Consider the following 15,487-nt stretch of genomic DNA (forward strand, 5'->3'; position numbering starts at 1 on the left):
TCAGGAATCCAACTGACGGCTAAGAATGGTTGCAAACTCATCGGCAAAGGCCTCATAGCCGCCGATGATACGGTCGCTGTCCGCGCTCAGCTTGTTGTAGAAAACCACGGCCGGGATCGCCGCCAGCAGGCCCAGACCGGTCGCCATCAGCGCCTCGGCAATGCCCGGCGCCACTACGGCCAGGTTGGTGTTCTGCTGCTCTGCAATCTCGATAAAGGCGGTCATAATGCCCCAGACGGTGCCGAACAGCCCCACAAAGGGCGCAGTAGAGCCGACGGTGGCCAGGATCGACAAGCCGCTTTGCAGCCCCTCGGTCTCTTTGGCGATGGCCACATCCATCGACCGGTCGATGCGCGCCTGCGCGCCGGGGATCAGCCCGCCGTCGCTGCGGTGGCTGCGCCGCCATTCCGTCATCCCTGCGGAAAAGATCCGGGCCGCCTGCCCAGGGGGTTCTGCGCCGATCTGATCAAACAGCGCATCCAGCGGATTGCCCGACCAGAAGGCGCGGTCAAAGGCATCGGCTTCCCTGCGGGCAAGACGGTAGTTGATCATCTTCTGAACGATGATGCCCCAAGACCAGATCGAGGCCCCGACCAGCATCAGCATCACCAGTTTCACGGTTACGGTGGCCCGCGCGAAAAGGCCCCACATGGAGAAATCAATCTCCTGCGCCAGCGCCAGAGTTTCTGCTTCCATTCGCCTGCTCTACGATTTCCCGGCCGTTTCTCCGGCCTTATTTGGCCAAAGGCTAGCCCAGTTCAATGTCAAAGGCCATTAAAACAGCCGCCACGGCGCCAAATGTTACCGCAATGCGCGAATCTCTGCCGGAAGCCGCGCAGGCTTGCCGCCTATGGTGATGCAGACAATGGTGACCTGGGCCCGGAACAGTGGCTGGCCGCCGCGGGTCACCTCCTGGATCAGGGTCATCCGGGCCGGAGTCACATTGTGCACTGAGGTTATGACCAGCAGTTCCTCGTCGAATTTGGCGGGCGCCAGATAATCCGCCTCGATCCGGCGCACCACATAGATCAGCCCGGCCTCGCGCATGGCGTTCTGATCAACGCCGATGCCACGCACCCAGTCGCTGCGCGCACGTTCGATGAAGCGCAGGTAATTGGCGTGATAGACGATCCCGCCCATGTCGGTGTCCTCGTAATAGACCCGGACAGGGAAATGATGGTTCATTACCTGCGCTCCTGCTTTTGCTCGCGCACCCTATGGGCGGTGCCCAACCGCTGCAAGCGGTTCACCCTTGCAGCCTGTACTCCGCCAGCACGTCATAGCGCGCGCCTTCCGGCGCCAAAGTGGACTGGAACAGCGCAAAACTGTCCGCCTCCCACCCCAGCCCGAAACCCGCTGCCGCGGCCAGGAAACGGGCAATCTTTTCCACCTGCCCCGCCTCCAAATGCCTGGGAAAGCGTGCCAGCGTCACATGCGGGCGGAATCGCTCGCGGGACAACTCGATCCCGGCAGTCCGGCAGGCGCTGCGGACACGGTCGCGCAAATGGCCCAGCTCCGGTGTCTTCTGCACCTCCGCCGCCAACACTCGCGGCAGCTTGCCGCCAAGAGTATCAAGCCCGCGAAAGGATAACTGCAACGGAGGAGCACTGATCTCTGCCAGAATTTGATGCAGGGCCTGCAGCACCGGTTCAGGCTGGTCATCCAAGAAAGCCAGCGTCAGGTGCAAGTTTTCCGCGGGGACATGCCGGCCCACGGTCAGCCCCTCCTGCACGTGTTCAAGCGTCTCCAAGGCCTCATCTGGCAGCGGCAGGCCCACGAAGGCGCGCATCAGGACTGCGGCGGTTCCGCCGCCGGCGCCTGCAGCCGCGCGAACAGACGCAGGGCGTGCGACTTGTCGTCAGCCGCCACCGGCATCATCCGGTCGTATGCTGCGGCAATCACGCCCGCAACCTCCGGCCGCAGAATGGTGGCGCCGGTCTCCGGCAGCACCGCCAGCGGCGAGGCCTCGGCAAAGGCCGCATCGCCCCACATCAGCACCACCTGCACCGCTTGGGTGAGCGCCAATGTCTCGGCGGGCATCTGCGCCATCGCCCCCTGCATCCGCAGAAACACAAACGCCGCCTTGATGCCGCCCTGATCATCAAACCGGAAGGCGCGGTACTGGTTGGCCTCCGCATCCTTCAGCCGGGCAACCAAAGGCGCAAGCCCGGGGATCAGCCTGTCCAGATCCGGCACCTCCAGCAACTCATCCCAGTCCAGAAAGAAAAAGAACATCAGGTTCGAACCCAGCTCAGGGTCCGTCTCGGCCATCTGATGGCCCGCCAGCATCATCACCGCCTCCAACGCGCCCTTTACGGTTTTCAGCGTCTCGTCCTGAACCCCGAAGACGATCGGCGCCACCGGCCGGCCCCAGCGGGCACAGGCGTATGAGCCGTCATGGCGGGTGAACAGGGCTTCGATCTGTTCGGGCGTCAGGTCTGGCAGCTGGGTGGTCATATACGTCTCCTTGATCCTGCCTAGTCTATGCCGTCTGTGCCGCGCGGCGGCAAGGGGAAGGCTCCCGCGCCTGTCCGGCCCCCTGGCTGCGCCAGAGGGCCGGAAACAACCTTGGGCCGGGCGCCGCTTGCGCGGCGCATCCAGCATCGCGTCAAGCGGATGCGGCCCGGCTTCTTTCTGGTCAAAAACACCCCCGCCGGAGGCAACGCCGCGCTGCAACGCAGCGTCCGGCCCGAGCATCACAGAGGCATCGCCTCTGCCTTCCGCCCCCGCAGTATAGGTCATCATTCCTGACGCAATGTTTCGCGCGCGAAACATTGCGTCAGGAATGATGACACACTTATAGTAGATTGTCCGCTATCTACCCGAACAAATCGTTCCGTGAGCGCGGCGGCGCCATGCCAAGATGGGTCCAGGCCTTTTGCGCCAGCATCCGTCCGCGCGGGGTGCGCTGGATCAGGCCCTGCTGCAAGAGGTAGGGCTCTATCACTTCCTCCAGCGCGTCACGGCTTTCGGACAAGGCGGCCGAGATGGTCTCGATCCCCACTGGTCCGCCGCCGTAATTCTCGGCCACCAGAGTCAGATACCGCCGGTCAGCGCCATCCAGCCCCAGCTGATCCACTCCCAGGCGGGTCAGTGCTCCATCGGCCAGTTCGCGGGTGATCGTGCCATCGCCCTCCACAACCGCAAAGTCCACAACGCGGCGCAAGAGCCGCCCGGCGATCCTGGGGGTGCCGCGGGCGCGCCGCGCGATCTCGCGGGCGCCTGCATCATCCGCAGGTGCCCCCAGCTTGCGGGCATTGCGGCGGACAATCTCGAACAGCTCGTCAATTGTATAAAACTGCAGGCGGGTCGGAATGCCGAAGCGGTCGCGCAGCGGGGTGGTCAGCAGACCCATGCGGGTGGTGGCCCCGACCAGAGTAAAGGGCTGCAGCTCGATCCGCACGGTGCGTGCGGCCGGCCCCTCGCCGATCACCAGGTCCAGCTCAAAATCCTCCATCGCCGGATAAAGCACTTCCTCGACTGCAGGGTTCAACCGGTGGATTTCGTCGATGAACAGCACGTCGCTGGCTTCGAGGTTAGTAAGGATCGCTGCCAGATCTCCGGCTTTGGCCAGAACCGGGCCGGAGGTCATGCGGAAGTTCACCCCCAGCTCGCGGGCAATGATCTGGGCCAATGTGGTCTTGCCGAGGCCAGGCGGACCGTGGAACAGCGTGTGGTCCATCGCCTCGCCGCGGCGGCGGGCGGATTCAATAAAGACCTTCAGGTTGGCCCGGGCTTCGGCTTGCCCGATGAATTCGCCAAGGCCCTGCGGGCGCAGGGCACGGTCGCCGTCAATTGAACTGTCTTCCGGCATAGGATCAGGGCGGAGGGCCGGATCGGCGTCAATCATTTCGACCACCCCGCAGCAGAGTTCCGGCGGCCCGCCCCGTTTTGCCAAAGGCAAACCCACGGTTTGACCGGCGGGCGCTGCCCTTCATGATTGTTCGCCATCCCGATCATCCCTTCGGCGCCAGCAACCGCAGCGCGGCGCGGATCAGCTCTGCTTCATCCGCATCCGGATAGGTCGCCGCCGCCTCTGCCACCGCTGCCGCCGCATCTGACGGACCATAGCCGAGATTACCCAAAGCCGACAGCGCCCCCGCGGAAGCTGCAGCCGCGCCTGTGGGTTTCTTTGGCGGCGCCTTGCGGGCAGGCTTGGCCGCAGATGCCGGCCCGGCGTCCTCGAGCACCTCCAGCCCGGGGCCGTCCATCGCATCCGCCACAGCTCCTCCCATGGCCATCACACCCGGCGCCTTGTCCTTGAGGTCCAGCACGATGCGCTGCGCGGTCTTGGGGCCGACGCCCTTGGCCGCCTTAACCGAGGCCCAATCGCCCAAAGCGATCGCCCTGCTCACCCCGTCCGGCCCCAGCGCGCCGAGGATGGCCAGCGAGACCTTGGCCCCGACTCCCTGCACCGAGGTCAGCAGCCGGTGCCATTCCTTCTCTACCAATGACGTGAAACCATAAAGCTGCATCAGGTCTTCACGCACCACCATCTCGGTATAAAGCGCGACCGCCTCGCCTGTGCCCGGCAGTACCGCCATGGTGCGCTCGGAGCAATAGACGATGTAACCGACACCGCGCACGTCGATCAGCACGTGATCCTGCGACCGGTAGTCGAGGCGGCCTGTCAATTTGCCTATCATGCCAGCCTGCCGATCATGCGCGTTTCTCCCTCAGTTGTTTCTGCTGCGTGCCCCCGTAATAGGCGTGGCAGATCGCAATCGCCAGCGCATCGGCGGCATCGGCATTTTTAGGCAGGCATCCAGGCAGCTGCAGCTTGACCATATGCATGACCTGTTCCTTCTCGGCGTGGCCGACTCCCACCACCGTTTTCTTGACCCGGTTCGGCGCATATTCCCCCACCGGCAGCCCGGCCTTGGCCAGCGTCAAAAGCGCCACGCCGCGCGCCTGGCCCAGCTTCAGGGTGCCGGCACCGTCCTTGTTCACAAAGGTCTGTTCGATCGCGGCCTGGTCCGGGGCATAGGCCTCGATAATCTCGGTGACCTGATTGTGCAGCGACAGCAGCCGCTCCCCCAAATCATCGCCATCGGAGGTGCAGACGCCGTTGGCCACGTGGCTCAGCCGGGAGCCATTTGATTCGATCACGCCCCATCCGAGGTTCCGCAACCCCGGATCAATTCCCAAAATCCGCATGATGTGCCCGGTCCCTGCCCGCTGGTTCAGTATTATTTTTCTCACGGCTAGCACAAAACGCGAACATGTCCAATTGCTTTCACACATCCAGCACTTGCTCAGCGGCCCGTCTGAAGTCTGAAACCGACCTGTTGCCTACGCTGCACCGACACTTTTGCCGCAATTTGGCAACCGAGTGCTTTCCCCTTGTTTATAAGGCGCAAAGCTATGCGCGCAGCGCATATGACACATGCATTTTCGGGCCTTGCCGTGCCGGATTTTCCTCACTAGATGCCCGCCATCGCAACGACGCGACGAAAGCCAACACCAGATCAGAGGACACGGATATGGCCGCATTTGACACCACCCGCACCACCTATGGTTCCACCGGCCTGTTTGGCCGCTTCGGCGCGCTGGTTGCAACCGCAACCGGCATGTTTGCTGCCTGGAATGATGCCCGCGCAACCCGCAACGCACTGTCGGGCCTGACCGACCGCGAGCTGGCCGACATCGGCATGTCGCGCGGCGACATCGAGACCGTTGCCGCCGGCAAAACTGTTTACTGAGACCCCCTTTTAACGCCCTGCCTCCTCCCTCGGGGCGACTAGGGAAACGCCGCGGACCTTACAAGGCCGCGGCGTTTTTTGTTGCTGGATGGCGCCGAAGCACCGCGCCATAGAAAAAGGCCGCCGGCTCCCCCTGCCAACGGCCTTTTACACCCTGCCCTGCTAAAGCGTCAGCGCAGAACGGGTCCGATTTTCTGAGCCAGGAAAACCGACACCGGGTCAGCCTGCATCAGGAAGGCGCCCGCGCGTTCAATGCCGCTGCCGCCGGCCAGGGTCTGCACCCGCTCGTCATAGCTGCCAAAGCCAAGCGCGGCCATCAGGAAGCCCTTGAACAGCAGGAACGCCGCAACAAAGAAAACAATGGAGCGCCCCGAAACCCGGGACTGCAGCCTGTGCGGCTTCACCACCAGCAGCCCGTCCGGCCGCAGCTTTGCGGAATAGCCCGCAGACAGGGCTTCATGTTTGCGGTTGATGTGCTTCAAACGCGCCTGGAACTGATCACGATATTCGCCCATTACGAGCCTCCGAACTGGCCCCCACCAGCGGATGGCCCATCTTTGGCTCGAATTGGGGCGAAAATGCGGCAAGCCTCTAAAATTCGCCGCAAAGTTGTTTTAATTACGCCGCTTTACGCAGAAGTAACGTTGTCCATTCACCAATTTCATCCCGGCGCTCGGGATTGATGCCGTTCTGTGTATAAACGCTGACCACGTCCTCGGCCTGTTCGTTCAGGATTCCGGAGAGAATCGCATAGCCGCCGGTGCGCAGATTCGCGGCAACATCCGGAGCCAAAGCCACCAGAGGCCCCTTCAAAATATTAGCGAAAATAAGGTCAAATGGCGCCTGCGCCTGCAGATCCGGGTGATCAAAACCGGCGGCTTCCACACAGGCAACCTGCCCCTCCATGCTATTGGCCTTAAGATTTGCTTCGGCCACTTCGACCGCCACCTGGTCGATGTCACTGGCCAGAATGGTGCCGTCCCAGACCCGCGCTGCCGCCATTGCCAGCACCGCAGTGCCGCAGCCGATATCGGCCACTTTTTCGCCACGAAAGCCTTGGTCCAGCAGGTGATCCAGCGCCTTGAGGCAGCCCAGGGTGGTGCCGTGGTGGCCGGTGCCGAATGCCATCGCCGCTTCGATCAGCAGCGGGATGCGGTCTGCAGGCAATTTGTCAGCATCGTGCGAGCCGTAAACAAAGAAGCGGCCCGCTTCGACCGGTGCCAGTTCGCGGCGCACATGGGCGACCCAATCGGTTTCCGGCAGTTCCGAGACAACAAAAGGCTTGGCGTCATGCATCGAGGCCAGCAGGGCAAGGCCGGCTGCATCAGGAGCATCCGTAAAGTAGCCTCCGACTTCCCACAGGCCCGAGCCGTCCTCCATCTCGAAGACGCCCACGCCGCTGGGTTCCGGGTTCAAACGCTCCATTGCCTCGCCCAGCGCTTCGGCCTGGGTTTTTCCGGTGAGCGTGGTGAGGGCGGTGAATGTGGGCATGGCGTCTCTCCTGAAACTGTTGGCAAGCGCCTAGGCCGCCGCGCCGCCCGCGTCAAGCGCCAGCGCCTGGCCTCACGGCCAGGCAGCGCCCGCGCTCACACTGTGCGCGGGCGCTCGCCCCGAAGGGGCTGCCGGGTTACTCGGCCGGCGCCGGGCTTGCGTATTTGCTGAAGATGGTCTCGTTCCCAGGTTCAGGATGTCGCGGGATCAGCAGCGACAGGCACAGCGACACCAGCGCCATAGCCGCCGCCAGGACAAACACCATTCCGGGCGAAAAGACCCACAATAGACCCAGCAGCACCGGCAGAAACACCGCTGCAATATGGTTAATGGTAAAGGCCACTGCCGCCGTCGGTGCAATATCGCCCGGATCGGCGATTTTCTGGAAATAGGTTTTCAGCGCCAGCGCCAGAGCAAACAGCACATGGTCGATCACGTAGAGCACCGCCGCAACCGCCACGCCCCAGCCGAACCAGTAGATCCCGCCATAGGCCGCAAAGACAATCGCCAGTCCGGTGTATTCCAGGATCAGCGTGCGGCGCTCGCCGAACATGGCCACGGCTTTGCCCAGCATTGGCGCTGCTATCATGTTGATCACCAGGTTGATCAGATAAAGCCCGGTCAGCTCATGCACGTCAAAACCGAACTTCTCGACCATCATGAAACCGGCAAAAACCACAAAGATCTGCCGCCGTGCACCGGCCATGAATTGCAGCGCGTAGTACAGCCAGTAACGTCTGCGCAGGATCAGCTTCTTGGTCTGCGGATGCGGCGCATCGAACTGCGGATAGGCAAACAGCGCAAAAAGGGCAATCAGCGCCGTCGCTCCGCCTGCAGCCAGAAAGACGGTGTTATAGGCCAGATCAAACCGGTCCCAGGTCAGCACAATGAGGCCATAGACCACCAGCGTCGCCGCTGACCCCGCCGCCACCAGCCAGCCCAGCGTCTGCGGCGCTTTCTCCTTGGACAGCCACTGCAGCTGCAGCGACTGGTTCACCGTCTCATAGTAGTGAAACCCGATCGAGCTGAGCAGCGTCACCATCAGCAGGCCGCCCAGCGACGGGAACCAGGCGGTGACAGCCGTGGCCATCCCCAGCAGGATGAGCGAGATCAGCCCCAGCACCTGCTCCCGCACAAACAGGATCACCGCAATCACGCCTACCGCCAGGAAACCGGGAATTTCCCGCACCGTATGCAGCAGGCCGATGTCGGCGCCGTCGAATTGCGCCGCCTCGATCACAAAGTTGTTGAGCAGCGCGCTCCAGGCGTTGAAGGCGATCGGCATCGCCAGCGCCATCACAAACAGCAGCACCGTGGGACGGCGCCAGAACGGGAGGCCTTGCGCCTCAAGTAGGGGCATGGGTTTGAACATATTCAGCATCTACGCCTGTGCAGCGGGTTTGGCGAGCGCAAAGAGCGCTTGCACATGGACCCTCGCATCAGCGCGCAGAAGCCGACGGCCTGGCGGTTTCTGATCTGCATCAAGACAGACTCTCCCGCCATCACATATGCAACTTAGCGAATTTGGAGATGCGTGATGGATCTGGTTCCCCTGGTTGAACGTATTGGCGAAGCCCCGGCAGCGGCGCTGCTGGGCCTGGTGACCGGCATCCTGTTCGGGGTGGCGGCGCAGCGGTCCCGCTTTTGCCTGCGGGCTGCCACGGTGGAGTTCGCCTCCGGCCGGCTGGGGGACAAGGTCGCGGTCTGGCTGCTGACCTTCTCCACCGCGGTTGTCTGGGTGCAGGCGGCACAGCTCGCGGGTCTGATGGAGAGCGCCGATGCCCGGATGATGGCAGTGCCCGGCAGTTGGTCCGGTGCTACTCTCGGCGGGCTGATGTTCGGCTGCGGCATGGTACTGGCGCGCGGCTGTTCCGGGCGGCTCTTGGTGCTGGCCGCCACAGGAAACCTGCGGTCGGTGGTGTCCGGGCTGATCTTTGCCGTGGTGGCGCAGATGAGCCTCTCCGGCCTGTTGTCGCCCGCACGGGACTGGCTGGCCAGGCTTTGGATCACCGACGGCGGGCGCAACCTGGATTTGCTGGCCGCCCTAGGCCTGACGCAAGCGGGCGGGCTGATCCTGGGAGCGGTTACGGCGGCCCTGGCGCTGGTGCTGGCACGCTGCAACCGCATTGGTGCTGCGCGGCTGGTCTTTGCCTCCGGCGTTGGCTTTGCGGTGGCTCTGGGATGGGTGCTGACCTATGCGCTCAGCCAGGTGGCCTTTGACCCGGTGCAAATTGAAAGCGCCACCTTCACCGGGCCTTCTGCGCATACCCTGATGTATTTCCTGGACCGCGATGCGGTGCTGGAGTTCGACATCGGCCTGGTGCCCGGCGTGTTCATCGGCGCGATGCTGGCCGCGACGCTGGCCGGAGAGATGAGGCTGCAGGCATTCGACGATGCCGCCACCATGCGCAAGGCAATGACCGGCGCCGCGCTGATGGGCTTTGGCGGCATGCTGGCCGGCGGCTGCGCCATTGGCGCCGGGGTTACTGGCGGCTCGATCTTTGTTGGCACTGCCTGGGCGGCGCTGTTCTGCATGTGGACCGGCGCCATGGCCACCAGCATCCTGACCCGCGCTCCAGCTGAACCCGCAGCGGCCTGAGCCAATGTCTCATGCGAGGCTCTGCCTCGCGCTCCGGGGTTATGTGTTTGCTATTGCCCCAATTTTCCCGTGCAAGGAAGCTGGGGCGGTCGCTGCTCCAGTTGGCCGACCGGGGCAGCGGTGGCGGGCGCTCCGATGACCTGAGCGGATAGCTTACGGCGGTCAAATATCTTGCCACCCGCCACACCATATAGCCGCCCATCCGAACGGTGGAAGGGTAGAAGGGTAGAAGGGTCTTCGCAGCCGAACATAATCGAGGAACAGGATACCCATATGGACAAGGCATCCCACCCGCACCAGAGCGTATCATCGCATTTGAAGCCTCTAAAGCCAGTTTGACGGTGCATGCCCCGCCGGATGACCGGCAAGTGATGATTAACAACACTCCTGCCGCAATCAGGAAACTGCCGCGGCAAGCCGGCAAGCTGGAAGCATCTTTCGCCATCTGCGAGGCATCCGGCGGCTATGAACGGCATGTGCTTTCGCGTTGCGCGGATGCCGGGTTGCCCCCGTATCGGTCACATGGCGCCCGAACCCGCAACTTCGCATGATATCTTGGACTTGCGTCCAAAACAGATGCTTGGATGCTTGCGTTGCTTGCTCAGAAATCAGACGGGGTGCGGCTCTGGAAACCCGTTGACCCGGAAGCCGAGGAATTGCGCGCGCTGCGCCGCCGCCGGGATGACCTCGCGAAGATTGCCAGGGTAGAACAAAACCGCTTGGAGCATGCCAAAATCAGAGCAATACGCCTTTCTCTGCAGTGTCATGTCCGGTCCAGGTCGCGCGAAATGGATGACCTGGGCAAACGGATTAAAGACCTCATTGCCGCAACGCCGGCATCCCGGCACAAATCCAGGCTGATGCAATCCATCAAGGGGATCGGGCCGAAGACAGCGGCGGCCTGTCTGGCGTATGTGCCGGAACTGGGCGACCTGACGAAGGGAGAGGCTGCATCCATCGTTGGGCCTGCGCCCTTTGCACGGGATTCCAGCACCCTGCGGGGGCACAGGCATGTGAGCTACCCTCCCCCGAGTTTCGGACACTGACGTGAGCTACGATTTGCTGTCTGCTGATCTTCGACGAAGAGGAGATCAGAGATGTCGAAACGGAAGCACCATTCGCCTGAGTTCAAGGCCAAGGTCGCGCTTGAGGCTTTGAAAGGCGAACGGACTGTCGCTGAGCTGGCAAGCCAGTTTGGCGGTCACCCAACGATGATCCACAGCTGGAAGCGGGCGCTACTGGAGGGGCATCCGGTGTGTTCGAGCGTGGCAGCAAGAAAGGCCCGGAGATCGAAGAAGAGCAGTGTAGAGAACTGCACGCCAAGATCGGGGAGCTGGCAGTTGCCAACGATTTTTTGCCACGAAAGCGCAAGCCGTGGATCGGCAAGTGAGGCGCAAGATGGTCGAACCTGCCAATTCTGAGCTGTCTATCGGCAAGCAATGCAGGCTGCTGTCGATCCTGCGGTCGTCGTTCTATTACACGCCCAAGGGCGAGACGGCGCTGAACCTGGCGCTAATGCGTCTGATCGACGAGCGGTTTCTGGAAACGCCGTTCTTCGGTGTCCGGCAGATGACGTGGCATCTGCGGAACGAGGGCCATCTGGTGAATGAGAAGCGGATCAGACGGTTGATGCGCCTCATGGGCTTGATGCCGATCTATCAGAAGCCCAACACCAGCAAGGCGGCAAAGGGACGCAAGACATACCCCTATCTGTTGCGCGGTCTGAGCGTGACCCGCCCAAACCAAGTCTGGGCGGCCGACATCACCTACCTGCCCCTCTCGGCAGATTGCTTCGCAATCGCCTGCCGGGCAATGGATGCGCAAGGGGTTCCTGTATTTGGTGGCGGTCCTTGACTGGCACACGCGCAAGGTGCTGGCCTGGCGCATCTCGAATACGCTGGAAGCCGGCTTCTGCGTCGAGGCGCTGAACGAGGCAATCCACCGCTTCGGCCCGCCCGGCATCATGAACACCGATCAGGGCTCGCAATTCACCTCCTTCGCCTGGACGGACCGGCTGCGCAGAGCTGGCGTGCGCATCTCGATGGATGGAAAAGGCCGGTTCCTCGACAACATCTTCATCGAGAGGCTGTGGCGCACCCTGAAATACGAATGCGTCTACCTGCAGGCTTGGGAAACCGGATCTGAGGCAAGGGCGGGCGTCGGAAAGTGGGTGGGATTCTACAATCGGAAGCGCCCGCATTCCGCCCTTGGCGGCAGACCGCCAGCCGTGGTCCATTGGCTGAGAAAAGACGAAACCCAACCCGGTCAGCAGGGGCAGAGAGTAGCTCAATCTACGCCGGAAACTGTCCAGCGATTGGGAAGTAGATCATACATAGGTCTTCCTGTCAGCCATCGTCCTCGCAGCTCTAGTAATCTACTGGTTATGAATCCTGACCCTAGAGCGCGCAGCGAGAAGTCGCTAAGTCCGGGTTGGGCTCTTCGTCGGCATTCTCCGCGCAAGAGACGAACGACAGCTCTACAGAAATCATCTGAACCAAAGAGCGTTCCGATATCTGAGGTCTTCACGCTCCTTGCCCAGGCTCAAGGTGTGCAATGTATTGACCGAAGCAGCACGGTAGATATTTGGGGCCAGATGAATAAAGGACCCGCTCTTCATCTGGCCCCAAATATCCCGGGGGAAGCCGCAGGCCGGGGCAGAGCCCCCTTCATCCCTTCATCAAAAGAAACTCTGAGGATCAATATCAATGCTCAGCCGCAAGTCGCCTTTCAGCCGCAGGGGCGCGGTCCAGCGGGCGATGGCGTCCTGCAGCGGCACGCCCTTTGCCGCCTTGATCAGCAGCCGCACCCGGTGGCGGCCCCGAACGCGGGCAATCGGTGCGGGCGCCGGGCCGAACAGCTGGGCGCCAACCCGGCGCAGCGGGCCGTCATTGCGGGCCATCGCATTGCCCAGATCAAAGACTGCTGCCAAGTCCGGCCCCGACAGAATGATGCCCGCCATCCGCCCATAAGGCGGCACGCCTGCGGCCTGGCGCTCAGCAGCCTCGGCTTTCCAGAAGCTCTCCTCGTCCCCCGACAGAATCGCCCGGATCACCGGATGTTCCGGCTGAAAAGTCTGCATCAAGGCCTTGCCCGGCCGTTCGGCACGCCCCGCCCGGCCTGCCACCTGCCGCATCAGCTGAAACGTCCTCTCCGCCGCGCGCAGGTCGGAGCCCTGCAAACCAAGGTCGGCGTCGATCACCCCCACCAGCGTCAGCAGCGGAAAGTTGTGCCCCTTGGCCACCAGCTGGGTGCCGAGGATGATGTCGGCCTCCCCTTTCGCAATTTCCTCGATCCGGCTCTTCAGGGCGCGGGCGGAGCCGAAGAGGTCGGAGCTGAGAACCGCTATCCGGGCCTCGGGGAACAGGGCGGAGGCTTCCTCCGCCAGCCGTTCAATGCCAGGACCGACAGGCGCCATCTTGCCCTCCACCTCGCAGGACGGGCAGGCCTCGGGCACCGGCTTGGTCTCACCGCATTGGTGGCACATCAGCCGCTTCATGAAGCGGTGTTCGACCATCCGCGCGTCGCAATGATCGCAAGCCACCTGGGCGCCGCAGGCGCGGCAGATGGTGACTGGCGCAAAGCCACGGCGGTTCAGGAACAAGAGCGACTGCTCGCCCCGCTCCATCCTGAGTTTCATCGCCTGCTTCAGCGTTGGCGAGATCCAAGTAGAGGGCAGCAGTTCCTCTGACCGCATATCGACGCTGCGCATCTCCGGCAGCACCGCGGCACCAAAGCGAGCCGTCAGATCCAGACGTTTGTATTTGCCCGCCTCAGCGTTGACCCAGCTTTCCAGGCTGGGTGTGGCGGAGGCCAGCACCACCTGCGCCGAGCACATCGCCGCCCGCAGCACCGCCATGTCGCGGGCATTGTACAGAACGCCGTCTTCCTGTTTGTAGGAGGTATCGTGTTCCTCATCGACGATAATCAGGCCGAGGTCGCGGAACGGCAGGAACAGGGCCGAACGCGCGCCGATCACCAGCTGCGCCGCCCCCTGCCCGACCATTTTCCACACCCGGCGGCGTTCGGTCATCGTCGCGCCAGAATGCCATTCAGCGGGTTTGGCGCCGAACCGGGCCTCAACGCGGGTGAGAAACTCAGCTGTCAGCGCGATCTCCGGCAAGAGAACAAGCGCCTGCCGCCCGGCGCGCAAGGCGGCGGCGACCGCTTCCAAATAGACCTCGGTCTTGCCGGAACCGGTAACGCCCTTCAGCAGCGTGGTGCCGTAGCACCCGCTGTGGACGCCTTCGGCCAAGGCGGTGGCGGCATTTGCCTGATCCTCGGTCAGCTGTTTGCCGGGCAGCTCAGGGTCTAGATGCGGATAGGGCGTGTCACGCGGCGCTTCCTCCTCGCGCAGGGCGCCCTGCTTCACTAGCCCCTTCACCACCGAAGGCGTCACATCGGCCATATCCGCCAGCTCGCGCGGGGTGAAGGCGAGGCCGCCATATTGCTCCAGCACCTCCAGCACCCGGGTGCGGGCCTCGGTCATCCGGTCCGGTACGCCCTCGCCCTGGCGCAGAATCTTGCGCATCGACGGCGGATCACTGAGCCCCGGCGCGCGGGTCGCCAGCCGCAGCATTGCGGGCATCGGCGTCAAGGTGTAATCAGCCGCTTTGCCCAAAAACTGGCGCATCTCGGTGCGCATCGGGGCCACGTCCAGCACCCGGATCACAGCGCGCAGCTTGGCCGAATCGAAATCACCGGCGCCCGGCCCCCAGACCACGCCCAGCACCTTGCGCGGACCCAGCGGCACCTCGACATAAGCGCCAAGGAAACAGCCGCCTTCCGGCGCCCGGTAATCCAGAAGCCGGTCAAGGGGTTGCGTGGTCAGAACCCCGACCCGTTCGCCTGCCTGATAGAACTCCTGCCCGCTCATGCTGCTGCCCATGTTGCCGCCCGTAATCCCATGAGGTAAAGGCTGTGGCGACCGAGGCCAACCCATCCAAAGGACTGCCCCATGAAATTCTTCGTAGATACCGCCGAGATCGACGCGATTGCCGAGCTGAACGATCTGGGCATGGTGGACGGTGTCACCACCAACCCGTCGCTGATCAAGAAATCCGGCCGCGACATTATCGAAGTAACCAAGGAAATCTGCGATCTCGTCGACGGCCCGGTGTCGGCGGAAGTCACCGCCACGGACGCGGAAACCATGATCGCCGAAGGCCGCAAGCTGGTGGAGATCGCCGAGAACATCGCGGTGAAAGTGCCGTTGACCTGGGACGGGCTGAAAGCCTGTAAAACCTTGTCCGACGATGGCCAAATGGTGAACGTCACCCTGTGCTTTTCGGCCAACCAGGCGCTGCTGGCGGCCAAGGCAGGCGCCACCTTCATCTCGCCCTTTATCGGGCGTCTGGATGATATCAACCTGGACGGCATGGAGGTGATCGAGGACATCCGCACCATCTATGACAACTATGGCTTTGAAACCCAGATCCTGGCCGCCTCGATCCGTTCGGTGAACCACGTGCTGGAGTCGGCCCGCATCGGCGCCGATGTGATCACCGCGCCGCCGGCCGTGATCAAATCGATGGTGAACCACCCGCTGACCGACAAAGGCCTGGATGCGTTCCTCGCCGATATCAAGGCGGCAGAGATCAAGATCCTCTGATCCCGCTTAGCGGATCCAGGACAGTGAAAGGTGCCCCTGATCGATGACGCATTCCGCTTGGTGGGACACGCATCATAGAGGGCCGCC

Annotated in this window: 15 protein-coding genes and 1 pseudogene; 4 read left to right on the forward strand and 12 right to left on the reverse strand. The window is 62.9% G+C overall.

Annotated features, from left to right (window positions below; translation table 11 throughout):
• From tolQ to ruvC, 7 genes are all read right to left on the reverse strand, one after another.
• Positions 1 to 696: a protein TolQ gene (gene tolQ / locus AQUI_RS0124485; RefSeq protein WP_027259885.1), complete on the reverse strand. Its 696-nt coding sequence runs from the start codon at positions 694 to 696 to the stop codon at positions 1 to 3.
• Between the two features lie 105 nt (positions 697 to 801).
• On the reverse strand, positions 802 to 1,185 hold the full coding sequence (gene ybgC, locus AQUI_RS0124490; RefSeq protein ID WP_027259886.1) for a tol-pal system-associated acyl-CoA thioesterase: 384 nt from the start codon (positions 1,183 to 1,185) through the stop codon (positions 802 to 804).
• A gap of 61 nt (positions 1,186 to 1,246) precedes the next feature.
• On the reverse strand, positions 1,247 to 1,789 hold the full coding sequence (gene thpR, locus AQUI_RS0124495) for an RNA 2',3'-cyclic phosphodiesterase (protein ID WP_051371975.1): 543 nt from the start codon (positions 1,787 to 1,789) through the stop codon (positions 1,247 to 1,249).
• Entirely contained in the window at positions 1,789 to 2,457 is a 669-nt protein-coding gene (locus AQUI_RS0124500; protein ID WP_027259888.1) for a hypothetical protein, read from the reverse strand. Before AQUI_RS0124500 ends, thpR begins: the two co-directional genes overlap by 1 nt.
• A 361-nt stretch (positions 2,458 to 2,818) precedes the next feature.
• Positions 2,819 to 3,850: a Holliday junction branch migration DNA helicase RuvB gene (ruvB, locus tag AQUI_RS0124505; RefSeq protein WP_027259889.1), complete on the reverse strand. Its 1,032-nt coding sequence runs from the start codon at positions 3,848 to 3,850 to the stop codon at positions 2,819 to 2,821.
• Between the two features lie 106 nt (positions 3,851 to 3,956).
• Positions 3,957 to 4,646, reverse strand: a complete 690-nt coding sequence (gene ruvA / locus AQUI_RS0124510) for a Holliday junction branch migration protein RuvA (RefSeq protein WP_027259890.1) — start codon at positions 4,644 to 4,646, stop codon at positions 3,957 to 3,959.
• A 13-nt stretch (positions 4,647 to 4,659) separates the two neighbouring features.
• On the reverse strand, positions 4,660 to 5,157 hold the full coding sequence (gene ruvC, locus AQUI_RS0124515) for a crossover junction endodeoxyribonuclease RuvC (protein WP_027259891.1): 498 nt from the start codon (positions 5,155 to 5,157) through the stop codon (positions 4,660 to 4,662).
• A 326-nt stretch (positions 5,158 to 5,483) separates the two neighbouring features.
• Here ruvC and AQUI_RS0124520 point away from each other — a divergent pair, with 326 nt between their 5' ends.
• Entirely contained in the window at positions 5,484 to 5,702 is a 219-nt protein-coding gene (locus AQUI_RS0124520) for a DUF1127 domain-containing protein (RefSeq protein ID WP_027259892.1), read from the forward strand.
• A 170-nt stretch (positions 5,703 to 5,872) separates the two neighbouring features.
• Here AQUI_RS0124520 and AQUI_RS0124525 read toward each other — a convergent pair whose 3' ends face one another.
• The 3 genes from AQUI_RS0124525 to AQUI_RS0124535 all read right to left on the reverse strand — a co-directional run bounded on the left by AQUI_RS0124525 (position 5,873) and on the right by AQUI_RS0124535 (position 8,565).
• On the reverse strand, positions 5,873 to 6,217 hold the full coding sequence (locus AQUI_RS0124525; RefSeq protein ID WP_027259893.1) for a hypothetical protein: 345 nt from the start codon (positions 6,215 to 6,217) through the stop codon (positions 5,873 to 5,875).
• 103 nt (positions 6,218 to 6,320) lie between these two features.
• On the reverse strand, positions 6,321 to 7,193 hold the full coding sequence (locus tag AQUI_RS0124530) for a 50S ribosomal protein L11 methyltransferase (RefSeq protein ID WP_027259894.1): 873 nt from the start codon (positions 7,191 to 7,193) through the stop codon (positions 6,321 to 6,323).
• Positions 7,194 to 7,329: 136 nt separating this feature from the next.
• A complete protein-coding gene (locus AQUI_RS0124535) occupies positions 7,330 to 8,565 on the reverse strand; it encodes an MFS transporter (RefSeq protein ID WP_027259895.1) in 1,236 nt (411 codons plus the stop codon).
• A gap of 165 nt (positions 8,566 to 8,730) precedes the next feature.
• On the opposite strand from AQUI_RS0124535, the gene AQUI_RS0124545 reads away from it, so the two are divergent.
• The gene (locus tag AQUI_RS0124545; protein ID WP_035920192.1) at positions 8,731 to 9,792 is read left to right on the forward strand and encodes a YeeE/YedE family protein; all 1,062 of its coding nucleotides are present in this window, start codon (positions 8,731 to 8,733) and stop codon (positions 9,790 to 9,792) included.
• Between the two features lie 608 nt (positions 9,793 to 10,400).
• On the opposite strand, the gene AQUI_RS31370 is transcribed toward AQUI_RS0124545, so the two are convergent.
• Complete coding sequence (locus tag AQUI_RS31370) at positions 10,401 to 10,559, reverse strand: hypothetical protein (protein WP_169730826.1); 159 nt, start codon at positions 10,557 to 10,559, stop codon at positions 10,401 to 10,403.
• Positions 10,560 to 10,889: 330 nt separating this feature from the next.
• On the opposite strand from AQUI_RS31370, the pseudogene AQUI_RS31605 reads away from it, so the two are divergent.
• A pseudogene (locus tag AQUI_RS31605) lies at positions 10,890 to 12,016 on the forward strand (IS3 family transposase); the annotation flags it as partial.
• Positions 12,017 to 12,469: 453 nt separating this feature from the next.
• Here AQUI_RS31605 and AQUI_RS0124570 read toward each other — a convergent pair.
• Positions 12,470 to 14,665, reverse strand: a complete 2,196-nt coding sequence (locus AQUI_RS0124570; RefSeq protein ID WP_027259898.1) for a primosomal protein N' — start codon at positions 14,663 to 14,665, stop codon at positions 12,470 to 12,472.
• An 81-nt stretch (positions 14,666 to 14,746) separates the two neighbouring features.
• Between AQUI_RS0124570 and fsa the strand changes: the two genes are divergently transcribed.
• Positions 14,747 to 15,400, forward strand: a complete 654-nt coding sequence (gene fsa, locus AQUI_RS0124575) for a fructose-6-phosphate aldolase (protein ID WP_027259899.1) — start codon at positions 14,747 to 14,749, stop codon at positions 15,398 to 15,400.
• The last annotated feature ends 87 nt before the right edge of the window (positions 15,401 to 15,487 follow it).

It is taken from the genome of Leisingera aquimarina DSM 24565 (assembly GCF_000473165.1).
Taxonomy (GTDB): domain Bacteria; phylum Pseudomonadota; class Alphaproteobacteria; order Rhodobacterales; family Rhodobacteraceae; genus Leisingera; species Leisingera aquimarina.